Source organism: Rheinheimera pacifica (assembly GCF_024809855.1).
GTDB classification, from domain to species: Bacteria; Pseudomonadota; Gammaproteobacteria; order Enterobacterales; family Alteromonadaceae; genus Alishewanella; species Alishewanella pacifica_A.
Map to the genome: position 1 here is coordinate 154,764 of NZ_JANUEM010000002.1, position 22,992 is coordinate 177,755.

Consider the following 22,992-nt stretch of genomic DNA (forward strand, 5'->3'; position numbering starts at 1 on the left):
CATTTACTGCTGTTGTTGCTGCACATAAAGCGCCAGATTATGCAGGCTGGCGAAATGCTGCTTATTTTGCTCTGAGTTAGCGTCAGGTTTTATGTTGTATTTTTTCTTTAGTGCCTGCCCCAGCTCCAGAGCATCAATAGAGTCCAGGCCAAGACCTTCTACAAAGAGTGGCACGTGGTCATCGATATCATCCGGGGTAATATCTTCCAGTTCCAAAGTATTAATAATAAGTAGTTTTAGTTCTTGTTTTAATGTGTCCATCTTAGCTAAGTACCTGCTGATAATAAGCTTGTAAATCCCTTGTCAGCTGCCGGGCAGCCAGCGAAGGGGACGATAAAGCCCGATATTGATCAATATAAATAGGCTTTAAAAAATGAATTGCCAGTGTTGGTTTAATGCTGGGTACGTTGTACCACTGTTGCTGTTTTGTCAGTGTACTTGGCTGACAGCAAATATGTAATGCCAGATAATCACTGCCTGACCTCAAGGCAATATTAGCGGCGCCCCGCTGAAACTGTAAAGGCTGGCCTGGTGTGCTGCGGGTACCCTCCGGGAAAATAATCAAATTATTACCCTGCTGTAATGACGTTGCACAGTCATCCAGCAACTGATCGGGATCTGAGTTGCTGATATAGCCAGTACAGCGGATCACCCCCTGAATAAAAGGATTACGAAACAGCTGTGCTTTCACCACACAGTCGGCGTTAGGTGTCATTGCTATCAAGGCGACCACATCGATCAGGCAAGGGTGATTAGCGATAATAATTTTACCTTTGCACCTGTGCAGTTGTTCGCTGGCTGTAAAGTTAAAATTAAACACCCGAAAGCAGCGTATCAGACTTATAAAAAAGCGAAAAGTACTATGCACAGTGCGCCGAGCTACCCGTTTACGCTGCTGCTGATCAACAATAAACAGGCGCTGCAATGGAAAAATTAGCACAGACAGCAACAAAGCACCGATACCAAAACAAACAAAACATAATCCGGTCGCCAAAATGCGATAAACATGATTCAGCTTTTGCATCATCAGGCCCGCTGCCATAACCAATGGCGTTGATGCCCGGCGATACTCAGTTGTGTTGTGTTGCCTTGTAACAAGGGCAATAATTGCAGCGCCTGATCATCCGATGCATTACTGGCGGCATCAGACTGCATAGTAAATAGCAGTTTGTCGCCATCTCGCCCCAACAGCAGCGCCAGAGCTATGGGCACAGACGGATCTTTGCAGAATATTTGGTAAGGAGCCGGTACCGGTTCATCGGCATATACTACCAGTAATTGTTGTAAGTGCGGTTCGCTGCGAAAGCGTGCTGCAGCTTCTAACAACGCATAATGTAAGCTATCAGCCCCGGCGGCAATTGCGTTGCTGTCAGCATGATTCTGGCTGAAAATACTAAATTGCCCGCTAATAGCGTTATGCACCGACAGTGCAAATTGAGATGGTGAGATATCATCCTGTTCAGCCAATTGTTGTAGTAAGCCCAGCGTTTTATGCAAATCGCCATGACGCGACGCAAAAATCGTGCTGATCTGTTGTCCGGGCTCTACGTTACTTAGCGCAACGTCAAAGGCAAGTTTAGTTAACTTGCTTAAGCGGCGCCGTGTCATGGCGGGTACTGCAGTTAAAGCAGGCAAGCTGGCATCAGGTGTATCCTGTGGTGTCATTGCTGACGGTGGCATCCATACCGCCCAGGACGTTAAGAAAAGTTCCATCAAAATTTGTTACTCACTGAGCCGCAGAAAACTATTAAAAGCGGCGTATCATATAAAAAAACACCCCAAGAAGTAAATAAAAGCAAAGCTGTAATCAAAAGCAGTATTGTCGTGCAGATTTAAACATCACTGATCAGATACTGAGTTATGTTAGTTGGTAAGTTCAGGTAAATAAAAACAAACAGGAAATAGCAGCGCATTTTATGATATCACTGGCATATCGGTTACAAACATTAAGCGTTGAAGACTGCCGGGTATGGTTACATGAGAATGAGTGGCAGTACAGCCTGACGCTAAGCAACAAACGTGCCCGTGAATTTTGTAATGGCCGGGCTCTGATACGGCAGCTGTTGTTGCAACAACGTGGTGTGGTGGTGGCAGATATTCAGATTGCTCTGCCTTCAGAGCAAGCTCCGGTAATGTATGTTAAAGGTCAAAAGGTGGCATTAAGTATTAGCCATTCACGCCAGGCAGTAGCAGTAGCATATAGCCCACAACAGCCGGTAGGGTTAGATTTGGAATATATAAAAGTACGTAATTTTGCGCAGTTAAGTGGCGAATTTGCTGCATTAAACACTACAACCGGCAGCACAGGCTTTTACCAAAGCTGGACCGCCGCTGAAGCTTACAGCAAGTTTAGCCAACAACCGCTGTTATCGGTGTTAGCTCATCCGCTACCGCAAAATATCCAGCTAAAGCACTTGTCATTGCCCGGTTATATGTTGTGCTTATGTTATAAAGTACCAGATGCGATGTTAAAAATTTTAACCGATATATAACTAATATTTTTAGTGAAAAGTAAAAAATCGCCGGAATTTGCCAGTGTTGATACTGGCTGTAGCAATATCAACTTTGACCCTAATGTATTAAGCCGTGGCTTTAGCGCCAGTGACGACTCGGTGCTAAGAATGCGCTCGCCAGCCTATGCTATTTCATTTGGTAAACGGTTAAGTGGGCAGTAAGGATTTCAGAACAAATCCAGCGACTCGCCACTTGTTGGTGAGTCTGTGTCTTTTTTCGCTTTGGCATTTAATCTTGCGCGGCGCTGCGTGAGTAGTTTTAAAATATGCGCGCGTTCGGCAACGGATTTGGCATGCCAGTTAAAGCGTTCATCGCGTGAGCGCAAACAGCCAATGCAGTAGCCTCGGCTGTTGCTTTGGCAAACACCGATACAGGGATTGGGCAGGTCAAACAGCTCTAACTGATCCACAGGCTACCGCGCTGATTTACGAATAACTTAAGTGTACGTTGTCGATCACTACAGGTGCAAACTATCGAACCGGTGTACACACACCAACACGCCGTAAATACTTCCCTGTAGGCTCGATTATAAACTTCATCCATGAAGTTTATCCTGCGGACCAGCAGAGCTGTTCAAATTCGCTCCGGGCGAATTTGTCAGCATCCTGGCCTGTAACGGTTGGTTTAGTGTAAGCCGATTCTCACTCCAGTGCTGCCGTTTCCCAACTGACTATTTTTTAGCAAAGCACAAAAATCTGTTGACTTCAGACTGATAGACGGCTATTTCTAATAGCAATTAGATCTGCATAGCAGGTCAACATAACTAAAACTATTTTTAACCAAGTAAATAAGTAAGAATCAAATTATGCGTTTAGCTGCTGTTCTGAACATTATTGTCCTCGTGGTCGTGGTGATTATTAATCTCCGCGGGGGGCGGTGTTTTGGAAAAAAAGTAGCGTAAAAAGCGAATTCCAACAAAACCCCCGCTCCGCAAGGACCGGGGGTTTTGTCGTTTCAGGGCTTTAGAAAAGTTAATCAGGGCAAGAGGACAGAACATGAAAGGCGCAGAATTGGTACTACAGGTGCTGCAGCAACACGGGGTCGATACCATTTTCGGCTACCCCGGTGGCGCTATTATGCCAATTTACGATGCCTTGTATCAAAGCAACGTAAAGCACTACCTGTGCCGGCATGAACAGGGCGGCGCCTTCTCGGCCATTGGTTATGCCCGTGCATCGGGCAAAGTGGGAGTGTGCATGGCCACCTCTGGCCCTGGCGCAACTAACCTTATTACCTCGCTGGCCGATGCCATGCTGGACTCGGTACCGGTAGTGGCTATTACCGGTCAGGTATCACAAGCCGTGATGGGCAGCGATGCGTTTCAGGAAATTGATGTATTAGGTTTAAGCCTCGCAGTGACCAAGCACAGCTTTATGGTGCGCAGTGTAGAAGAACTGGCGGCTACCTTACATGAAGCCTTTGCTATTGCCTGTAATGGCCGCCCCGGCCCGGTACTGGTTGATATCCCTAAAGATGTGCAATTGGCAGAAGTTGATTATCAACCTGAGCGTGGCTCAACAGCAAAAGCGGTACCAGTAAATACCTCGCTGGCTAATGCCGCCAAAGCGCGGGCTTTAATAGCCGCAGCGCAAAAGCCGGTGGCTTATATCGGCGGCGGTGTGCATATGGCCGGTGCCATGCCGCAGCTGCAGCAGTTTTTAGCGGCTAACCCTATGCCGTCAGTTACCACGTTAAAAGCGATGGGCTCGGTAGCCAAAGACAACGCGCATTATTTGGGCATGCTGGGTATGCACGGTACTCAGGCGGCGAATTTAGCGGTACAGCAGTGCGATTTACTGATCTGTTTAGGTGCCCGTTTTGACGACCGGGTTACCGGCAACCTGCAAAAATTTGCCCCGCATGCCAAAGTGATCCATGTCGATATCGACCCGGCTGAAATTAACAAGGTGCGCTTTGCTAACGTGGCGCTGCTGGGCGATATGAAACAAATTCTGCCCGCTATCAGCACTAACAATAACTATACCGATTGGCTGGCGCATTGCGCCCAGTTAAAACAGCAATATGGCTGGCGTTACGATCACCCGGGCGAGCGTATTTATGCCCCGCTGATGTTAAAGCAATTAAGCGAACGCATGCCGGACAACAGCGTAGTATGCTGCGACGTAGGCCAGCACCAGATGTGGGTGGCGCAGCATATGCGCTTTAGCAGCCCGCGCAACCATTTATCCAGCGGCGGGCTGGGCACGATGGGCTTTGGTTTGCCAGCGGCTATAGGTGCCAAGTTAGCCCGGCCGCAGGACACGGTAATCACGGTATCGGGTGATGGCTCTTTTATGATGAACGTACAGGAGTTGGCCACCATTAAGCGGTTTCGGCTGCCGGTAAAAATTGTCATTGTTGATAACCAGCGCCTTGGCATGGTGAAGCAGTGGCAGCAGCTGTTTTTTAATGAACGCTACAGCGAAACCGACTTATCTGACAACCCGGATTTTGTCGCTCTGGCGGCCGCTTTTGCCATACCGGGACACTGTATAACCCGCAAAGATGAAGTAGAAAGCGCGCTGGAAGCCATGTTTACCTGGCCCGGGCCTTATTTACTGCACGTATGCATTGACGATAAAGACAACGTTTGGCCCTTAGTACCGCCGGGGGCGGCGAATGAAGAAATGATCACGGAGCTAAAAGCATGAACCATATACTGAATATCACCGCCACTAACACTCCGGCTGTAGTTGAGCGTCTGCTGCAGGTTACGCGCTATCGCGGCTATGAACTGGCTGGCTTGCAATTGACACCGCGTAGCGACGCCAAAAGCTTAAGCATTACCTTAACGGTTAGCAGTGATAAGCCGATCCACTTATTAACCAGCCAGTTGCATAAACTGTATGACGTGCAGCAACTAGAGCTGGCCGGTAGCGAGTTGGCGGTATTAAGCGCCTGAACCAATATTAACAACCGTTAACCCTATACTTTTTATTTACCGAACACACGGAGTACCACAATGCCAAAGTTAAGATCCGCCACCGTTACCGAAGGCCGCAATATGGCGGGCGCCCGCGCACTGTGGCGTGCCACCGGTGTTAAAGACACCGATTTTGGTAAGCCGATTATTGCCGTAGTGAATTCGTTCTGCGAGTTTGTACCCGGCCATGTGCACCTGCGTGATTTAGGCAAGCTGGTGGCAAAAAGCATTGAAGAAGCGGGTGGCATTGCCAAAGAATTTAATACCATAGCCGTGGATGACGGCATTGCCATGGGCCATGGCGGTATGTTGTACAGCTTGCCGTCACGCGAGCTGATCGCCGACTCGGTGGAATATATGGTGAATGCCCACTGCGCCGACGCCATGGTGTGTATTTCTAACTGCGACAAGATCACACCAGGTATGTTAATGGCGGCAATGCGGTTAAACGTACCGGCCATTTTTGTTTCCGGCGGCCCGATGGAGGCAGGTAAAACCAAGCTGTCGGATCAAATTATCAAGCTGGATTTAGTCGATGCCATGGTGTCTGCGGCAGATCCTAAAGTAACCGATAGCGACAGCGAACAAATTGAGCGTAGTGCCTGCCCCACCTGTGGCAGTTGCTCGGGTATGTTTACTGCTAACTCAATGAACTGCCTGGTTGAGGCTTTGGGTTTAGGTCAGCCGGGTAATGGTTCCTTGTTGGCAACCCATGCGGATCGTAAAGAGTTATTTGTGCAGGCCGGGTTCAGAATTATGGAGCTGTGCAACCGCTGGTACAAAAACGATGATGACAGCGTGCTGCCGCGTAGTATTGGCAATAAAACCGCTTTTGAAAACGCCATGATGCTGGATATCGCCATGGGAGGCTCTACCAATACCGTATTGCATTTGCTGGCTGCCGCGCAGGAAGCAGACGTTGACTTTACCATGGCCGATATTGACCGTTTATCGCGCATAGTGCCGCATTTATGCAAAGTAGCGCCGTCAACGCAAAAGTACCATATGGAAGATGTGCACCGTGCCGGTGGCGTTATCGGCATTTTAGCCGAGCTAAACCGTGCCGGTTTGTTAAACCCCAATACGCCGCATGTGTCAGGTAGCTCGCTGGCAGCCGTGCTGGAGCAATGGGATATTAAAACCAGCCCGTCTACTGAAGTGCAGCAATTTTACGCTGCCGGCCCGGCTGGTATCCGCACCACCCAGGCGTTTTCACAAAACTGCCGTTACCCCAGTGTCGATGATGACCGGGTAGAGGGTTGTATCCGCAGTAAAGAACATGCCTATTCGCAAGACGGTGGCTTAGCCGTGTTGTTTGGTAACCTGGCGCCGCAGGGCTGTATTGTTAAAACCGCCGGGGTTGAAAAAGAAAACCTGGTATTTAGCGGCCGCGCCCGGGTGTTTGAAAGCCAGGATGATGCAGTAGAGGCAATATTAAAGGGCAAAGTAGTGGCAGGCGATGCGGTAATTATTCGCTACGAAGGCCCTAAAGGTGGGCCTGGCATGCAGGAAATGCTTTACCCCACCAGCTACTTAAAATCGATGGGGCTGGGCAAAGCTTGTGCCTTGATCACCGATGGCCGGTTTTCCGGTGGTACCTCGGGGTTATCGATTGGTCATGTGTCGCCGGAAGCCGCCAGTGGCGGCGCTATCGCGCTGGTACAGGAAGGCGACAAAATAGAAATTGATATTCCTCAGCGCAAAATTGGCATTGCCATCAGCGATGACGAACTGACCGCGCGCCGCACAGCGATGGATGCCAAAGGTAAGCTGGGCTGGAAACCAGAGAGCCGCCAGCGGGTGGTGAGTTCTGCATTGAAAGCCTACGCGCTGTTGGCAAGCAGTGCGGATAAGGGCGCAGTAAGGGATTTAAGCAAGTTAGAAGAGTAAGTGTCGGAATGTCTTAAGTTGACTTCGACCACAAACTGCACACAAGGACGCCGTGAATACTTCCATGTAGGCTCCTCTCCGGCCTCCCTGCCGGAGACGCCTTGTTTAGCAGTTTCTGGTCTTCGCTTGAGAGTATGCAGTAACTTAATACAACCGGAGTAACAATGAACAACCTGGCAACAGTACAAACAGCGCAGACAGATACCGATTTGATGCAGCAGTATCTGCGTGAGATTTTGCTGTCGCCGGTATATCAGGCCGCGGTAGAAACCCCGCTGGATGCCATGAGCAAACTTAGTCAGCGGCTGGGGCACAATGTGCTGCTAAAGCGCGAAGACAAACAGCCGGTGTACTCGTTTAAACTGCGCGGGGCCTTTCATAAACTGCATAAAGTAAAGCAGCACAGCCCCAACGCCAGCGTGGTATGCGCCTCGGCCGGTAACCATGCCCAGGGCGTAGCGTTATCTGCCAGCAAGCTGGGGCTTAATGCCACTATTGTAATGCCCATTACTACGCCGGAAATCAAAGTCGCCGCAGTAAAAGCGCTCGGCGGCAATGTAGTGCTGCACGGCACGGCTTTTGATGAAGCCAATAGTTATGCCATTAACCTGGCCAATACCGAAGGCGCTATCTATATCCCGCCGTTTGATGACTGCGATGTAATTGCTGGCCAGGGTACGGTAGCCAAAGAGCTGCTAAGCCAGCACAACCAGCTAAATGCGGTGTTTATTCCGGTTGGCGGCGGTGGCTTAATGGCCGGTATGGCGGTGTATATCAAGGCCATACAGCCAAATGTAAAAGTAATAGGCGTAGAGCCGGAAGATGCTGCCTGTTTAAAAGCCGCGCTGGCGGCAGGCGAGCCGGTTACGCTGGAGCGGGTCGGCCTCTTTGCCGATGGTGTAGCGGTAAAGCGCATCGGCAACGAAACCTTTAATCTGGCCAAACGCTTTTGCGATGAAGTTATTACCGTGTCCAGCGACGAAATTTGCGCGGCAATAAAAGATATCTTTGATGATTTACGCGCCGTAGCGGAACCGGCTGGTGCGCTTGCACTGGCAGGCTTAAAAAAATACAGCCAGCAGTTAAAAAACAGCACTTTAACTAAACCACAGCAGTATGCTGCCGTGCTAAGCGGGGCCAACTTAAACTTTGATACGCTGCGCTATGTGTCAGAACGTTGTGAGCTGGGTGAGAAAAAAGAAGCGGTGTTTGCGGTAACCATACCGGAAGAAAAAGGCAGCTTCCGCCGCTTTTGCCAAACGCTGGGCGGCCGTGCCATTACCGAATTTAACTATCGCTACGCCAGTGACAACAAAGCGCATATCTTTGTGGGTATTAAACTGCGCCATGGCCAGCAAGAGCTGAACACGGTAAAAGAGCTGCTCAGCAAAGCCGGTTATGACTATCAGGATCTGTCTGACGACGAACTGGCCAAGCTGCATGTGCGGCATATGGTCGGCGGTATGCCGCCACGTGAACTGAAAGAGCAGGTGTATCAGTTTAACTTTCCGGAATACCCGGGCGCATTAATGAATTTTTTAAATACGCTGGGTGAGCACTGCAATATTACGCTGTTTCACTACCGTAACCACGGCGCCGCCACCGGTGATGTACTGGCTGGTTTTGAAGCTGCCAGCCATGACGATATTGCGGCTTATCTGGATAAGTTGGGTTACCAGTACCAGCAAGTCAGCAGCAACCGCAGCTATCAGACGTTTTTAACTGCAGGGTAGGTGTCACTGAACTTATCACCCTTGCTAAGGCCTAAGCCCGCAGTTACACTTTGCGCGTTTTTCCAACAGGAGTAGCAAGATGAGTAAACCAGCGGCAATTGAGCATGGCCGCGGCGAGATCCGCGATAATGCAATTAAGGCCTTAGTTACCAGTAAGTTGTTTCAAACCAGGGTGGTAAAGGCGAAAAAGGGTAAAGGCTCCTACAACCGAAAAGGGCGTAATTCAAAAGATTACGCCCTTGTTGTTTCTGCAAGTCGCTGCGTTAAAAAACATACCGTTGCTTTTAATTGCTTTTCACCCGCATCCGGCCAACAATTACTACGTTGAAGGAGTGCAACTATGCCAAGCCCGTTAAGAAAAGATGAAGCCCATAAACTGATAGATAAACTGCCCGCAGATGCCACCTGGGACGATCTAATGGAGCAGATTTACGTACGCCAGGCGATAGAAAATGGTTTACGTGACAGCGAACAGGGCAAGTTGCAATCTGTGCAGGAAATCCGGCAAAAGTACGGTTTGCCCGAATAAGAGTGAACTAAGTGAAAGTACTTTGGTCTGCAAATGCTGCAGAACATCTTGATGCTATTTTTCAATACATCGCTTCGGACTCAACAGTTTATGCACTTAAAACGGTTGATGAAATAACACGCCGCTCTGAGCAAATCGCCCAACATCCTTTATCCGGCAGAATAGTGCCTGAGTATAATCTGGCACAAATTCGTGAGGTGCTATACAGGGATTACCGGATTATTTATTACATCAAACCTGATCAGATTGAAGTACTAGCGGTGATCAGAAGCCGAATGCATTTAACTGACATTGGCTAGCCGATGAACCAAAACTCAATACTTAAAGATTATATTGCGCTGCTGTTGTTCGGCATTTTGCTGATCGTTGGCAGTTGGACATTACTTTACTCACTACAGACACAATTCGCTGAAGTTAGCAGTGGTAAACCTCTTGTTGTACTAAGCAGCTTTCACGGCTACCTACCCGGTGCGTTGGTGGGGCTGGTGTTTATGCTTGGCTATGCCGCGAATAGGCTATGGCGAAGGTTGCGCCAGCAAACGCTCTCCGCTGACAACGGCAAGATCACTGCAATAGGTGTTTTGGCCGGTTTAGTGTTGGTAGTTATCGGCAGTTTTGCCATTAACACTTACTGGGACAACAAGGCAAAGTACGCCGGTTATCAACCGTGCCCAGCGCTAACTCTGTTAACTAACCGGGTAACTATAACCGCATGGAGCAAAAACGAAGCCTTGTGTTTTGATAATGATGCGCGTCGCATTATTGTGCGCGGCACATCAGATGAAACAGCACAATTGGCGCAACATCTGAGCGCCAGAGAAAAACAGCAACGAGCGAAGCAACAGTTTTTGCATCAGGAAGCGGAAGGCCTGCGGCAAATTAATCAGTAGTGATATAGCCTAAAAGCTGTTTCAAACCTAGGTGATTGAAGCGAAAAAAGTAAAGGCTCCTACAACAAAGGGCGTAGTTCAAAAGATTATGTCCTTGTTGTTTTGGTACAGCGCCACTGAACACTTCGTTATACTATTGCCATTTCATATACACGCAGAGCACCCCATGCAACCCGAAGTAGAAATTGAAGGCCTTGTTGAAGGCACTGGCAAAGCCGCTGAGCGCGGGGCGCTGATTACTGCGCATTGCCGCGGTTGTCTGGAAGATGGTACTGAGTTTGACTCGTCATATAAACGTGGCGAGCCGTTTCAGATAGTGCTGAGTAATAACCGCGTGATCCAGGGCTGGATATTGGGTCTTAAGGGTATGAAAACCGGTGGTAAGCGCAAACTATGGCTACCGGCTGCACTGGCGTATGGCGAGCGCCAGATTGGCACTATGATCCCGCCTAATAGTAATCTTATTTTTGAGATTGAGCTGCTGGAAGTACTAACACGGGGTGACTAAGCAGCAAAACATAAAATGAAATAACAGCCGTCGCTATAGCAACGGCTGTTGGCATACTACATTTGCTGCAGTAAGGCGGTTAAATCGGCCGGGCTAAAGTGGTAGGTGGTGTTGCAGTATTCGCAGCTAATATCCAGTTTACCTTCGGCGATATGTTCGTTAATCACGTCGCGCCCCAGGCTAATAATGGCTGAGGCGCATTTCTCTTTTGAACAACCACAAACAAAGCTGACGGGTTGCGGGGCAAACAGCTCTACCTCTTCCTGATGGAATAAGCGGTATAGCAGTTGCTCGGTAGGCAGGCTGAATATTTCGTCTTGGGTTAGGGTATCGCTTAACACCACTAAATCTTCAAAGTCGGCTTTGGCTTTTTGCTGATCTACCGGCAATACCTGCAGCATAAAGCCTGCTGCGCGGCAGCGTGCTGCTTGCAAGTCGGTATACAGGTATAACCGGGTGGGCAGTTGCTCTGACTGGGCAAAATAAGCTTCCAGCGTGCTGGTTAAACTGTCACCACTTAACGGGATAATACCCTGATAACGTTCGCCTTGTTTTGGCGTAATGGTTACCAGCAGATAACCCTCACCAATCAGATCGCGAAAGCTGTCACCGGAAATTTCTGCCTGCATCCGCACTACACCGCGAAATTGCTGTTGATCAGTGCCATTTACCGCAGCAAAACGTACCGGGCCATCGCCCTGAATTTGTACGGCTATATCGCCATCCAGCTTCAAAGTGGCAGTTAGTAAACTGGTAGCCGCAACCAATTCTGCTAATAACTGTTTTACCGGCAATGGGTAATTATGGTGTAGCAGCATTTGGTCCAGGCTATCTGCCAGTTGCACCAGTTCGCCGCGTACATTGCGATTTTGAAATAAAAAGCGGAATAAATTATCTGAATTCATGCTGTTCTCTTACTGCTGCGATTTTAATAAAAGCAGCTTACGCCGCTCTTTTTTATCTGGTTTGGTTTCCGGATGCGGTGCAAACAAGCTGTTGGTTTTTCTCAGCTCGGCCCGTTTTAACCGTTGCTCTATGCTGTCGGCGGTTTCTTCGTACAGTTGTTGTGCCAGCGGTGCGGCCAGGCGTTTCTCCGACAAACCCAGCACTACTACCACTTTTTCATCGGTGCCCTGTGGCAGGCGTACTGTCGCACCGGGTTCTACTGTTCTGCTGGCTTTGCAGCGTTGGCCATTATAATGTACTTTACCGCCTTCGATCATCTCTTTGGCCAGAGCGCGGGTTTTATAAAAACGGCAGGCCCACAGCCATTTATCTAACCGCAATGTTGTTGCGGTATCCTGCGCAGGTTGTTTTGCTGACGACATAATTTACACTTTATGGCCGAACTAAGATCGCCATTATAGTGCCAAAGCAGGCTAAATGGCGTTAGATACAAAAAAAACATGGTTAATACCTTGTAAATTTCAGTGCTGGCCTTGTTGGCTGGCAGACAACTGGGTAAGATAAATTCCTCTCTTAAAGTAGAAGTGTGCAATGAAGCCGTTATTAGACACGCAGCAGTTAGTGAGACAACTACAAAAAGTGCCATTAAACCGGGTGCAGCAGGTGCTGAACCTGGTTTTGGTTATTGTACTGGCATGGCTGTTGGCACGCTTTAGCTGGCAACTGGTACCGGTGCCTGAAAATAGTGCTTTACCACCGGCGGCAGGCCCTGCAGCAGTTAAACAAAGCGGTGGCGTTAGCCTGGCAGCGTTAACCGGTTTTTCATTGTTTGGCAAAGCATCTGCGGTGCCGGTGCAACAGGCTGCGCCGGTAGTGACTGAAGCGCCAAAAACCCAGCTAAATGTTAAATTAACCGGCCTGGTAGCGGTGGGGGCCAGCCCTAATCAGGGCAGTGCTATTATTGAAAGCCGTGGCAGTGAGGCAACCTATGCCATTGACGATACCATTGAAGGCACCAGTGCGGTGTTAAAACAGGTGTTGTCAGACCGGGTGTTACTGCAACAAGCCGGACGTTATGAAACCCTGATGCTGGACGGTTTTGAGTACACTAAAATTGCACAAGCTAACGCCGGCCTTGGCCGTGCCGATGAACAAACAGACGAGCCTGTAATGGATATGGCACCGGCACCCGAACCTATGGAAATGCAGCCGTTACAGGTAAGTGAAGACCTGGATTTACGGCGTGACGAGCTGATTGCCCAGCCAATGAAGTTTTTCGATTATATCCGGGTGTCGCCCCAGCGGGACAACGGCCAACTGGCAGGTTACCGCTTAATGCCCGGTAAAGACCCATCTTTGTTTACCCAGCTTGGTTTACGGCCGAATGATTTGGCGGTAGAAATTAATGGTATTCGGTTAAATGATATGCAGCAGGCAATGAACGTAATTAATGAATTGCGCGATGCCAAAGAAGCGGCAATAAAAATAGAGCGCGATGGCGAGATCAGGGATATTCTGGTTAATCTGTCACAATAATTATTAAAACTAATTGGTTATAAATTAATGAAATCAGGGCAATTTTCTTTATTCTCCCGCCGTTCGCTGGCCAGTTTGCTGGTAGCGGCTGCGCTCACTGCTGTTGTACCTGGTGTTACTGTTGTAGCACAGGAAGAGGTGATGTATTCGCCTAACTTCAAAGGCACCGATATTAATGAATTTATTAATATTGTCGGCATGAACCTGAAAAAAACCATTATTGTTGATCCGCAGGTACGTGGCCGTATTAATGTACGCAGCTACGAAATGCTGAACGAGAAACAGTATTATCAGTTTTTTCTTAACGTGCTTGAAGTCTACAGTTTTGCTGTAGTAGAAATGGAGAATGGCGTATTAAAGGTTGTGCGCAATAAAGATGCCAAAACCAGCAATATTCCGGTGGTAACCGATGATGCACCGGGCCAGGGTGACGAAATGGTTACCCGGGTGGTGCAGGTACGCAATGTATCGGTACGTGAGTTGGCACCGTTACTACGCCAGTTTAGTAACCAGGCCGGTGGCGGCCATGTCGTTAACTACGATCCGTCTAACGTTATTATGATGACCGGCCCGGCCGCCGTAGTAAACCGGCTGGTAGATATTATTCAGCGGGTAGATAAAGCTGGCGATCAGGAACTGGAGATCGTCAAACTGCAATATGCTTCTGCACCTGAAATTGTACGTATTCTGGAAAGTATTTATAAAAGCCAGGGCCGGGCTGAACAACCGGATTTTCTGGTGCCGCGCATCGTTGCCGATGAGCGTACTAACAGCGTCATTGTCAGCGGCGAATTGCAGGCACGCCAGCGCGTTATTGAACTGGCGAAACGGCTGGACAGCGAGCTGCAAACCAGCGGTAACACCCGGGTGTTTTATTTAAAATACGCCAAAGCAGAAGAGCTGGTGCCGGTATTAAAAGGCGTAAGCGAATCTATAGTGGCTGAAGTACAGGGCGGTAGCGGTGCAGCGGGGGCGCAGGGCGGGCGCAGCGCTGCGGCCAATACCGGCCGGTCTATCAGCATTGAAGCTCACGCCGATACCAACTCTCTGGTGATCACTGCCCAGCCGGATATGATGCGCTCTTTAGAAGGCGTATTACGTCAACTGGATGCTCGCCGCGCCCAGGTGCTGGTTGAAGCCATTATTGTTGAAGTATTTGAAGGTGATGGCACCGACTTTGGTGTGCAATGGATCAATGCTCATGGTGGTGGTACTAACTTTAATAATGGTAATACGATACCGATTATTAATGTAGCCGGTGGTGCGGCGGTAGCTTCACAGATAACCCGTGGCACAGTTACCAGAATACCTGATCCTAATACTGGTTTAGTCACGGAGACGGTTACTCCAGACTCAAATCGCGACTATTCAGCGTTAGCAAATGTACTCAGCGGCTTAAATGGCGCTATGTTAGGTTTTTATAATGGTAATTGGGGCGCAATTTTGCAGGCTGTACGCACCAGCACTAATTCTAACGTACTGGCCACGCCGCATATTACCACCATGGATAACCAGGAAGCTTTCTTTCTGGTAGGCCAGGAAGTACCGGTTATTACCGGCTCTACCACCGGCTCTAATAATACTAACCCGTTCCAGCAAGTAGACCGGCAGGAAGTAGGTATTAAGCTTAAAGTGACACCGCAAATTAACGAAGGGACTGCGGTTCAACTGACTATAGAGCAGGAAGTGTCCAGTATTGGTGGTGCTACCGCGGTGGATATCACTATTAATAAGCGTGAAATTAAAACTACCGTTATGGCCGATGATGGCGCTACTGTGGTACTGGGCGGTTTAATTGACGAAGATGTGCAGGAAAGTGAGTCAAAGGTGCCAATTCTGGGCGATATTCCTATCTTGGGGCATTTATTTAAATCGACCAGTGTTACCAAACAAAAACGCAACCTGATGGTATTTATTAAAGCCACTATAGTACGCGATGGCTCGGCGATTTCCGGTATTTCTAAAACCAAATATAACCATATACGTGCTGAGCAGCTCATTCGCGAGGAGGAGGGTATCCGCTTAATGCCAAACACCAGGCAGGTGGTATTGCCAGAGTGGGATGACTCTTTAACCCTGCCACCTACTTTTGATGATTATATGAATAAACAGCAACCACCTGCCGGCATTGAGCAAGGGAAGCAAGACTAATGGACGTGCTGGAAGCAGAACAGGTAAAACCTGCCAGCAGTCGCATCCGCCTGCCGTTTGGTTTTGCCAAACGCCATGGCGTCTTGCTGAAATTACAGGCTGATGAAGGCTGGCGGCTGTATATTCATACCGCAACCACTGCTGCTGCCGTGTTAGAAGTACGGCGTATGCTGGCCGAACCGTTTCAAATTCAGCGTTTATCGGCGGTAGAATTTGAAAGCATGCTGGAAGCCAGCTACCAGCGGGATTCCTCAGAAGCGCAGCAGCTGATGGAGGATATAGGTAACGAAGTAAACCTGGCGTCGTTGGCTGATGATATTCAGGAAAGCGAAGACTTACTGGAGAACGAAGACGACGCGCCGATTATCAAGCTGATTAACGCCATGCTGGGTGAAGCCATTAAGCTGGGCGCATCTGATATTCATGTAGAAACCTTTGAAAAAGCCTTAATAGTGCGTTTTCGGGTAGACGGTATTTTACGCGAAGTGCTGCGGCCAAACCGGCGCTTGTCCAGCTTGCTGGTGTCGCGTATTAAAGTAATGGCCAAACTGGATATTGCTGAAAAGCGCGTACCGCAGGATGGCCGGATAAGCCTGCGTATTGCCGGCCGGGCGGTAGATGTGCGGGTGTCTACCATGCCGTCCAGCCATGGCGAGCGGGTGGTCATGCGGTTGCTGGATAAAAACAACTCACACCTCAATTTAGCTGACCTTGGCATGACGTTATCGGTACAGCAGGCGTTTTCGCAGCTTATTTTAAAACCTCATGGCATTATTCTGGTTACCGGCCCTACCGGCTCGGGTAAAAGTACAACCTTGTATGCCGGTTTAACTGAAATTAATACCAAAGATCGCAATATTCTTACCGTAGAAGATCCGATTGAATACGAGCTGGAAGGCATCGGCCAAACCCAGGTTAATTCCAAAGTGAGCATGACGTTCGCCCGCGGTTTACGCGCTATATTACGGCAAGATCCTGATGTGGTGATGGTAGGTGAAATACGCGATCTGGAAACTGCACAAATTGCCGTGCAGGCCAGTTTAACCGGGCACTTAGTGTTGTCTACATTGCACACCAATACTGCCGCCGGTGCCATTACCCGGTTGGAAGATATGGGCGTAGAAGCGTTTTTATTATCATCCAGCTTACTGGGCGTACTGGCACAGCGCTTAGTGCGTACTTTATGTACCCACTGTAAAGAAGCCCATGAACCCGATAAAGAAGAGCGCAACCTGCTGGGTGTGGCCAAAAAAGAAGACGTGCTGATCTACCGTGCCAAAGGGTGTGATCAATGTAATTTTACCGGCTACCGCGGCCGTACCGGTATTCATGAATTGCTGCTGGTAGACGAACATATCCGTGAGTTAATCCACAACGGCAAAGGTGAGCAGGCTATTGAAAAATATGTACGCCAGCACAGCCCCAGCATTCGCGCCGATGGTTTTAGTAAAGTACTCAGTGGCGAAACCACGCTGGAAGAAGTACTGCGTGTTACGCGTGAGGATGTATAGTGCCAGCCTTTGAATATCAGGCACTGGATGCCAGAGGCAAAAACAGTAAAGGCGTGCTGGAGGCCGATAACGCCCGCCATGCCCGTTCGTTGTTACGTGAGCAAAAGCTAACGCCGGTTAGTGTGGCGCTGGCGTCGCAGCAGGAAAAACTGCTGGCATCGGGCAAACAGTGGTTTAAGCGTAGTATTTCTGCCTCTGAGCTGGCGCTGATTACCCGCCAGTTGGCTACGCTGGTTGAAGCTGCCCTGCCGATTGAAAGCGCACTGCTGGCGGTTGCTGAGCAGTGCGATAAGCCCCGGCTAACCAATATGATGATGGCCGTGCGCTCTAAGGTGGTGGAAGGTTACAGCCTGGCTGAGGGCCTGGCTGAGTTTCCGCACGTGTTTGATCACCTGTTCCGATCTATGGTGGCAGCCGGTGAAAAATCCGGCCATTTGGATCAGGTATTAAACCGGCTGGCTGATTACACCGAACAGCGCCAGCATATGCGCAGCCAGATTTTGCAGGCATTGCTCTACCCTATTATTCTGACCTGTTTTGCCGTGCTGGTAATATCAATTTTGCTGGCGGCAGTGGTACCAAAAATTGTTGGCCAGTTTGAGCATATGGGGCAAACCCTGCCCGGCACAACGCTGTTTTTAATTGCCGCCAGTGACTTTTTACGCGCTTACGGTTTATTTGTCCTGATTGGTTTTATGCTGGCAATAGTGTTATTTAAACGGGCGCTGCTAAAGCCAGCGTTTCGTTTTCGCTGGGACGCACTGGTACTAAAAAGCCGCCTTATCGGTAAAGTTACCAAAGGGCTGAATACTGCCCGCTTTGCCCGCACCTTAAGTATTCTTAATGCTTCAGCAGTGCCATTACTGGAAGCTATGCGCATTAGCGCCGATGTGTTAAGCAATACTTATATGCGCCAGGCAGTAACAGATGCTACTGCCAGGGTGCGTGAAGGTACCTCACTGCGAAACGCGCTGGAGCAAACCAAGCTGTTTCCACCGATGATGCTGCATATGGTTGCCAGTGGCGAAAAAAGCGGCCAGCTTGACTCAATGCTCGAGCGCGCTGCTAATACGCAGGACCGTGAGTTTGAAACCTTAGTTACAGTGTCGTTAAAAGTGTTTGAGCCGGTGTTGGTAGCGGTAATGGCCGGTATGGTGTTATTTATTGTCATGGCGATTTTGCAGCCAATTTTAGCGTTAAACAATATGGTAGGTGGTGGTTAATATGTTAAGGCAACACAAATTCAAACAGCACAGCGGTTTTACGCTGTTAGAAGTCATGGTGGTTATTGTTATTCTGGGCATTATTGCCAGTATGGTGGTGCCGAATCTGATAGGTAACCAGGAAGCTGCTGCACGGCAAAAGGCAATAGTAGATATCCAGCAACTGGAAAGCGCACTGGATATGTACCGGTTGCGCAATGGCTTTTACCCCACCACAGAACAAGGCATGCAGGCGCTGGTTAATGCGCCAACGTCACAACCTGTGCCGCGTTCATTTCCGGAAGGTGGCTTTATCCGCCGTTTACCGAAAGATCCATGGGATGAAGATTACATTCTGATCAGCCCGGGCCAGGTAGGCCGTATTGATATTTTAAGTAAAGGCCCGGATCGTACTGCCGGTACTGATGATGACATCGGTAACTGGAACCTGGATGCCAACGGGAATTCAAACAACTAATGCTCTCGCTGCCAGCTATTCAGCGTCGTAGCTCTGGCTTTACCCTGGTTGAGGTAATGCTGGTAATGTTGCTGATTGGTTTGCTGGCCACCACCGTGGTGATGAATTTTACTGGTGAATCACGCGAAGAGCGGCTGGAAAAAGAAGCCGAGCGGTTTCAGCAATTATTTCAGTTTGTGGCAGAAACCGCCATGTTAAAGCAGCAGGAATGGGGCTTATATGTGTTACCCGACCGCTACGGCTTTTTATATTACAACAACAGCGAAGGCAAATGGGCTGAGGCTAATGAACCGGCCGGTTTACGGCAATATACATTACCGCGGGATATTGCCTTAAAGCTGGAGCTGGAAGGTTTGCCCGGTGAGGAAACCAACCTGCTGAGCCAACTGGACTGGCAACTGGATGACGACGACAGGCAAACCAGTGAAGATAGCAAAGTGCCGGTGTTGCCACAGGTATTTGTGCTGTCGTCGGGCGAAATCAGCCCGTTTCAGCTGTTGCTGATCGAGAACTCAGATCTGACACCACTGTACAGCGCAGTATCGACCGATTTTGCCATACCGCTTAACCGTACACCGGTATCTGCGGAGCTGCCATGAAACGTAACGGCTTTACCCTGTTGGAGCTATTGGTAGCAATGGCCATTTTTGCTACCGCCGGTATGGCGATTATGCAGTCCAGCTCTGCCCATATCCGTAGTTTAAGCCAGTTGGATGATTTAACTATGGCTAGTTACATTGCCAACAATCAGATGCAACTGGCGATGATAGAAACTGAGTGGCCAGGCAAAGAAAAAGATCAGGGCCAGGTAGAAATGGCTAACCGTAACTGGTTATGGCAGCAGCAACTAACCAGAGTACCGGATGAAGATTTGCGCCTGATACAAATCAGTGTCAGCCTGGCAGAATCGCCGGATCAGGTGTTGTTTCAGTTACAAAGCTACAGGGGCAAACCCGGTGGTTAAGGCAAACAGTGGCTTTACCTTTATTGAAATGTTGCTGGCGGCAGCCATTTTTGCTTTGGTGGGGCTGGCGTCGGTAGCAGTATTAACCAGCGTAACGCAAAGCGATGAGCTATCGCAGCAAGCCAGTGAGCGGCTGGTACAGTTGCAGCGCACTATGCTGATGCTGGAGCGTGACTTTATGCAAATCAGCGTGCGCCATGTGCGGCTTGATGGCGAAGCCGCGCAAAAATACCGTTTGTTTGGTGAAAAGTTTTTATTAGAAAGCGAAGACCATGGTGTCAGCTTTGCCCGGCAGGGCTGGCGTAACCCGGGCATGATTTTACCTCGTAGTGAAATTCAAACTGTTGCTTACCGGCTGCAGGAAGGTACCTTACAACGCTTATTTACGCTGTACCCGGATGCAGTTACTGGTACTGAGCCTAAAGTGCAGCAGTTACAAAGCGGCCTATCCGGGTTTGAAGTGCATTACCTGCAGGGTGACGAATGGCGGGAACGCTGGCAGGATGCGAACTTCCCTGCTGCAGTGCGTATTACCTTGGTTGATGAAAACCTTGGTCGCTTAGAGCGTATATTTATGCTACCTGATGCTGCCGTTGCCGCAGGAGCAATAGAATGAAGCCGCATAAGCAATCCGGCGTAGCGCTGGTTGCGGTACTAATGATTATTGCCATCGTAGTGGTGATTGCAGTAAATATGACCGGCCGCTTGCAGTTGCAGCTACAACGCCAACAAAATATGCAGCAGCAACAGCAGGCATTCTGGTATGCCATGAGTGCCGAGCAGTTTGCCCGCGTGCTGCTGACGCGCGAGCTAGCCGGGCAGGAAACAGTAAACCTGTCGCAAAACTGGGCGTTAGCCGGTGCTACTTTTCCGGTAGAAAATGGCACCATAGCCGGTGATATTACTGATTTGCGCAGTTGTTTTAACTTAAATGCGCTGCAAAATGTTACGCCGCAAAGTGGTGGCAGAATAGAGCAAAGCGCGGCACAAAAAGCTTTTCAGCGCTTACTGGAGCTAAAAGCAGCCGATTTATCTATGCCGGCAGAATACCTTACGGCGCGGCTGGGCGACTGGCTCGACGAAGACAGCCTGCTAAGCACGGCCGGTAGTGCCGAAGATGATGACTATGCTGCGCTGCGGTTTCCGTATTACGCTGCTAACAGCCTGATGGCCAGTGTGTCGGAGCTACGGGTAATACTGGATATAACACCGGCAGATTACCAGTTACTGGCACCTTTTATTTGTGTGGTGCCGGAGGATAACCGCTTATTGCTGAATATCAATACGCTGACCGAAAACACTGCGGTGATACTGGCTGCGCTGATCCCTGAACTGACAGAGCAGGCCGCACTGGATATTATCGCTAACCGGCCGGAAGAAGGCTTTACCACATTGGAAGAGCTGTTTGCCACCGCCGAACTTAGTGCGATTACCGTGCCGGAAGAAGCGAAAAGTATGCTGGCGCTTAAATCAGACAGTTTTCAGCTAACAGCGACAGCGGCCTATCTGGAAAGCGGCTTTGTATTAACGTCGGTACTTAAAATAAATGATAATAATCAGGTCAAAGTATTGGCCCGGCGATTTGGAGGCCAGGGGTGAGTGAACAGTTGGTGATCCGGCTAGGTAGCCGGGCAGAACAAAGCATCAGTTGGCTGGTGTGGGCCAGCCATAATCAGGAAGTGATCGCCAGCGGCGAACTTACCGGTACTGAACAATTGCCGGAATTGGCCGTAAGGCTGGGTAACCGGCCTGTGGTGGCGCTGGTGCCGGCATCCGATGTGGTACTAAAGCAGGTAAATCTGCCGGGTAAGCCTAACCGGCAATTGCTGCAGGCACTGCCTTATATGCTTGAAGAAGATCATGCCGAAGACATTGAGCAGCTGTTTCTGGCGCTGGGTGACGTAGTGCACCACGATGGCCAGTACAGCCAGCAAGTAGCAGTATGTCAGCACCAGCGGTTGCAGCAATGGCTTGATGCTTTACAAAGTGCCGGTTTTACCGTTAGCCGCATGGTGCCCGACGCGTTATTACTGCCCGAGCAGCAGCTACCCGCCTGTATTCAGTTGCATGATCAGTGGTTGCTAAAGCACAGTAGCTGGCAGGTTGCCGCCATTGATGCTGCCTGGTGGGCCGATTACCTGCAGCTGGCAGCGTTGCCAATGTTAACCAGCTACAGCCCCTGGCCAGCTGAACTGATGCAGCCGCATCAACTGGCAGAGCCGGAATTACCATTAGCCTTGCTGGCCAGCCAGTTAAGCCAGAACAGCTTTACGCTGCTGCAGGGTGAATACAAACCCAAGCGCCAGGTTAACCGGCACTTACAGCTATGGCGCAGTAGCGCTATTCTGGCCGGCGCTTGTTTAACTCTCTATATACTGCAACTGGGTTTAACTAACTGGCAGTTAGGGCGGCAAAGTGCTGCACTGCAACAACAAAGCCTTAGTGTTTACCAGCAGGCCTTTCCGGATGAGCGGGTGGTTAACCTTAACCTGCAAATGCAGCAAAAACTTGCAGCTGTCGGGGGTAGTAATGAACAAAGTTTTCTGGCGTTGCTGGACAGCCTGCAACAACAACTGGCAAAAGTGCCTGACATCAGCCTGGAAAACCTGCGTTTTGACGGCAAACGCGCCGAGTTGCGCTTTCAGGCCAAAGGCGAAGGTTTTCAGAGTTTTGAGCGTTTAAAAACAGCGCTGGAACAGGCTGGTTTTATTGTTGAGCAGGGCGCGCTGAGTAACGACGGCGGCAAGGTGCAAGGCAGTGTCGCGATGCGGGGCAAAGTATGAAACAGCAGTTTTTAACCTGGTGGACAGGGTTACAACAACGCGAACAACGGTTGGTTGCCGGTGCGGCAGTAGTAGTGGTGCTAGGTTTATTTTACTGGATGTTGTGGCAGCCGCTGCATCAGGCCCGGGATGTACAGCAACAAAAAGTGCAAAGCGCCCAGCGCCAGCTTAACCAGCTACAGCAATTGCTGCCGCAGTTAAAAGCAGCTTCGGTTACTACTGCACGCAGTGGCGGCAGCCTGGCACAAATTATCAGTAACAGTGCGCGCAGCAGCGGTATTAGTGTTAGCCGGATGCAACCACAAAACGAACAGCTAACACTGATGCTGGAAGACGTTAGTTTCGAAAAACTGTTAAGCTGGCTGCATGCGTTGCAGTATCAGCATGGTGTAAAACTGGTAAATTTAGACGTAGCCACTGCTGACTCACCCGGCATAGTGCGGGTGCGGCGTATGGTAGTGGAGTAAGCAAAGC

28 protein-coding genes are annotated in these 22,992 nt (G+C 49.6%); 22 read left to right on the forward strand and 6 right to left on the reverse strand.

Annotated elements, in window-relative coordinates:
- Positions 1-3: 3 nt before the first annotated feature.
- From M2404_RS03620 to M2404_RS03630, 3 genes are read right to left on the reverse strand one after another with little or no spacing between them, the layout of a single operon-like run.
- Positions 4-261 (reverse strand): phosphopantetheine-binding protein, encoded by a 258-nt coding sequence (locus M2404_RS03620; RefSeq protein WP_259238365.1) that lies wholly within the window; start codon positions 259-261, stop codon positions 4-6.
- A gap of 1 nt (position 262) precedes the next feature.
- Complete coding sequence (locus M2404_RS03625; RefSeq protein WP_259238366.1) at positions 263-1,027, reverse strand: lysophospholipid acyltransferase family protein; 765 nt, start codon at positions 1,025-1,027, stop codon at positions 263-265.
- Positions 1,027-1,713: a beta-ketoacyl synthase chain length factor gene (locus M2404_RS03630; RefSeq protein WP_259238367.1), complete on the reverse strand. Its 687-nt coding sequence runs from the start codon at positions 1,711-1,713 to the stop codon at positions 1,027-1,029. The genes M2404_RS03625 and M2404_RS03630 overlap by 1 nt, the downstream gene beginning before the upstream one ends.
- A gap of 203 nt (positions 1,714-1,916) precedes the next feature.
- On the opposite strand from M2404_RS03630, the gene M2404_RS03635 reads away from it, so the two are divergent.
- Together M2404_RS03635 and M2404_RS03640 are read left to right on the forward strand one after the other, a co-directional pair.
- The gene (locus M2404_RS03635; protein ID WP_259238368.1) at positions 1,917-2,492 is read left to right on the forward strand and encodes a 4'-phosphopantetheinyl transferase family protein; all 576 of its coding nucleotides are present in this window, start codon (positions 1,917-1,919) and stop codon (positions 2,490-2,492) included.
- Positions 2,493-2,504: 12 nt separating this feature from the next.
- On the forward strand, positions 2,505-2,675 hold the full coding sequence (locus M2404_RS03640) for a hypothetical protein (protein WP_259238369.1): 171 nt from the start codon (positions 2,505-2,507) through the stop codon (positions 2,673-2,675).
- A gap of 5 nt (positions 2,676-2,680) precedes the next feature.
- Here the strand turns inward: M2404_RS03640 and M2404_RS03645 are convergent, their stop codons facing one another.
- On the reverse strand, positions 2,681-2,923 hold the full coding sequence (locus M2404_RS03645) for a DUF1289 domain-containing protein (protein ID WP_259238370.1): 243 nt from the start codon (positions 2,921-2,923) through the stop codon (positions 2,681-2,683).
- A gap of 586 nt (positions 2,924-3,509) precedes the next feature.
- On the opposite strand from M2404_RS03645, the gene ilvG reads away from it, so the two are divergent.
- The 9 genes from ilvG (at position 3,510) to M2404_RS03690 (ending at position 10,987) form a co-directional block, all read left to right on the forward strand.
- Positions 3,510-5,165 (forward strand): acetolactate synthase 2 catalytic subunit, encoded by a 1,656-nt coding sequence (gene ilvG, locus M2404_RS03650; protein ID WP_259238371.1) that lies wholly within the window; start codon positions 3,510-3,512, stop codon positions 5,163-5,165.
- Positions 5,162-5,416 carry an acetolactate synthase 2 small subunit gene (gene ilvM, locus M2404_RS03655; RefSeq protein WP_259238372.1) on the forward strand — a complete coding sequence of 85 codons (255 nt, stop codon included), beginning with the start codon at positions 5,162-5,164 and terminating at the stop codon, positions 5,414-5,416. The genes ilvG and ilvM overlap by 4 nt, the downstream gene beginning before the upstream one ends.
- 60 nt (positions 5,417-5,476) lie before the next feature.
- The gene (ilvD, locus tag M2404_RS03660) at positions 5,477-7,327 is read left to right on the forward strand and encodes a dihydroxy-acid dehydratase (RefSeq protein ID WP_259238373.1); all 1,851 of its coding nucleotides are present in this window, start codon (positions 5,477-5,479) and stop codon (positions 7,325-7,327) included.
- Between the two features lie 164 nt (positions 7,328-7,491).
- Complete coding sequence (gene ilvA / locus M2404_RS03665; RefSeq protein WP_259238374.1) at positions 7,492-9,060, forward strand: threonine ammonia-lyase, biosynthetic; 1,569 nt, start codon at positions 7,492-7,494, stop codon at positions 9,058-9,060.
- A 79-nt stretch (positions 9,061-9,139) separates the two neighbouring features.
- Positions 9,140-9,388, forward strand: coding sequence for a ribosome alternative rescue factor ArfA (locus M2404_RS03670; RefSeq protein ID WP_259238375.1), 249 nt, complete (start codon positions 9,140-9,142; stop codon positions 9,386-9,388).
- 12 nt (positions 9,389-9,400) lie between these two features.
- Entirely contained in the window at positions 9,401-9,589 is a 189-nt protein-coding gene (locus M2404_RS03675) for a hypothetical protein (RefSeq protein ID WP_259238376.1), read from the forward strand.
- A gap of 11 nt (positions 9,590-9,600) precedes the next feature.
- Positions 9,601-9,888 carry a type II toxin-antitoxin system RelE/ParE family toxin gene (locus M2404_RS03680; RefSeq protein ID WP_259238377.1) on the forward strand — a complete coding sequence of 96 codons (288 nt, stop codon included), beginning with the start codon at positions 9,601-9,603 and terminating at the stop codon, positions 9,886-9,888.
- 3 nt (positions 9,889-9,891) lie between these two features.
- The gene (locus M2404_RS03685; RefSeq protein WP_259238378.1) at positions 9,892-10,479 is read left to right on the forward strand and encodes a hypothetical protein; all 588 of its coding nucleotides are present in this window, start codon (positions 9,892-9,894) and stop codon (positions 10,477-10,479) included.
- A gap of 166 nt (positions 10,480-10,645) precedes the next feature.
- Entirely contained in the window at positions 10,646-10,987 is a 342-nt protein-coding gene (locus M2404_RS03690; RefSeq protein WP_259238379.1) for an FKBP-type peptidyl-prolyl cis-trans isomerase, read from the forward strand.
- A 56-nt stretch (positions 10,988-11,043) separates the two neighbouring features.
- Here M2404_RS03690 and hslO read toward each other — a convergent pair whose 3' ends face one another.
- Both hslO and hslR read right to left on the reverse strand, forming a co-directional pair.
- Complete coding sequence (gene hslO, locus M2404_RS03695) at positions 11,044-11,892, reverse strand: Hsp33 family molecular chaperone HslO (protein ID WP_259238380.1); 849 nt, start codon at positions 11,890-11,892, stop codon at positions 11,044-11,046.
- 9 nt (positions 11,893-11,901) lie between these two features.
- Complete coding sequence (gene hslR / locus M2404_RS03700) at positions 11,902-12,315, reverse strand: ribosome-associated heat shock protein Hsp15 (RefSeq protein ID WP_259238381.1); 414 nt, start codon at positions 12,313-12,315, stop codon at positions 11,902-11,904.
- Between the two features lie 169 nt (positions 12,316-12,484).
- On the opposite strand from hslR, the gene gspC reads away from it, so the two are divergent.
- Genes gspC through gspM form a run of 11 tightly spaced genes read left to right on the forward strand, consistent with a single transcriptional unit; the run spans position 12,485 to position 22,985 of the window.
- Positions 12,485-13,429, forward strand: coding sequence for a type II secretion system protein GspC (gene gspC, locus M2404_RS03705; RefSeq protein ID WP_259238382.1), 945 nt, complete (start codon positions 12,485-12,487; stop codon positions 13,427-13,429).
- Positions 13,430-13,456: 27 nt separating this feature from the next.
- Entirely contained in the window at positions 13,457-15,580 is a 2,124-nt protein-coding gene (gspD, locus tag M2404_RS03710; RefSeq protein WP_259238383.1) for a type II secretion system secretin GspD, read from the forward strand.
- The gene (gene gspE / locus M2404_RS03715) at positions 15,580-17,091 is read left to right on the forward strand and encodes a type II secretion system ATPase GspE (RefSeq protein ID WP_259238384.1); all 1,512 of its coding nucleotides are present in this window, start codon (positions 15,580-15,582) and stop codon (positions 17,089-17,091) included. The genes gspD and gspE overlap by 1 nt, the downstream gene beginning before the upstream one ends.
- Entirely contained in the window at positions 17,091-18,314 is a 1,224-nt protein-coding gene (gene gspF, locus M2404_RS03720; protein WP_259238385.1) for a type II secretion system inner membrane protein GspF, read from the forward strand. The genes gspE and gspF overlap by 1 nt, the downstream gene beginning before the upstream one ends.
- 1 nt (position 18,315) lies before the next feature.
- Positions 18,316-18,771 carry a type II secretion system major pseudopilin GspG gene (gene gspG, locus M2404_RS03725; RefSeq protein WP_259238386.1) on the forward strand — a complete coding sequence of 152 codons (456 nt, stop codon included), beginning with the start codon at positions 18,316-18,318 and terminating at the stop codon, positions 18,769-18,771.
- Positions 18,771-19,370, forward strand: a complete 600-nt coding sequence (gene gspH / locus M2404_RS03730; RefSeq protein ID WP_259238387.1) for a type II secretion system minor pseudopilin GspH — start codon at positions 18,771-18,773, stop codon at positions 19,368-19,370. The genes gspG and gspH overlap by 1 nt, the downstream gene beginning before the upstream one ends.
- On the forward strand, positions 19,367-19,735 hold the full coding sequence (gene gspI, locus M2404_RS03735; RefSeq protein ID WP_259238388.1) for a type II secretion system minor pseudopilin GspI: 369 nt from the start codon (positions 19,367-19,369) through the stop codon (positions 19,733-19,735). The genes gspH and gspI overlap by 4 nt, the downstream gene beginning before the upstream one ends.
- Positions 19,728-20,351, forward strand: coding sequence for a type II secretion system minor pseudopilin GspJ (gene gspJ / locus M2404_RS03740; RefSeq protein ID WP_259238389.1), 624 nt, complete (start codon positions 19,728-19,730; stop codon positions 20,349-20,351). Before gspI ends, gspJ begins: the two co-directional genes overlap by 8 nt.
- On the forward strand, positions 20,348-21,334 hold the full coding sequence (gspK, locus tag M2404_RS03745) for a type II secretion system minor pseudopilin GspK (RefSeq protein WP_259238390.1): 987 nt from the start codon (positions 20,348-20,350) through the stop codon (positions 21,332-21,334). The genes gspJ and gspK overlap by 4 nt, the downstream gene beginning before the upstream one ends.
- Positions 21,331-22,518, forward strand: a complete 1,188-nt coding sequence (gspL, locus tag M2404_RS03750) for a type II secretion system protein GspL (protein WP_259238391.1) — start codon at positions 21,331-21,333, stop codon at positions 22,516-22,518. Before gspK ends, gspL begins: the two co-directional genes overlap by 4 nt.
- Positions 22,515-22,985 (forward strand): type II secretion system protein M, encoded by a 471-nt coding sequence (gene gspM, locus M2404_RS03755; RefSeq protein ID WP_259238392.1) that lies wholly within the window; start codon positions 22,515-22,517, stop codon positions 22,983-22,985. Before gspL ends, gspM begins: the two co-directional genes overlap by 4 nt.
- The last annotated feature ends 7 nt before the right edge of the window (positions 22,986-22,992 follow it).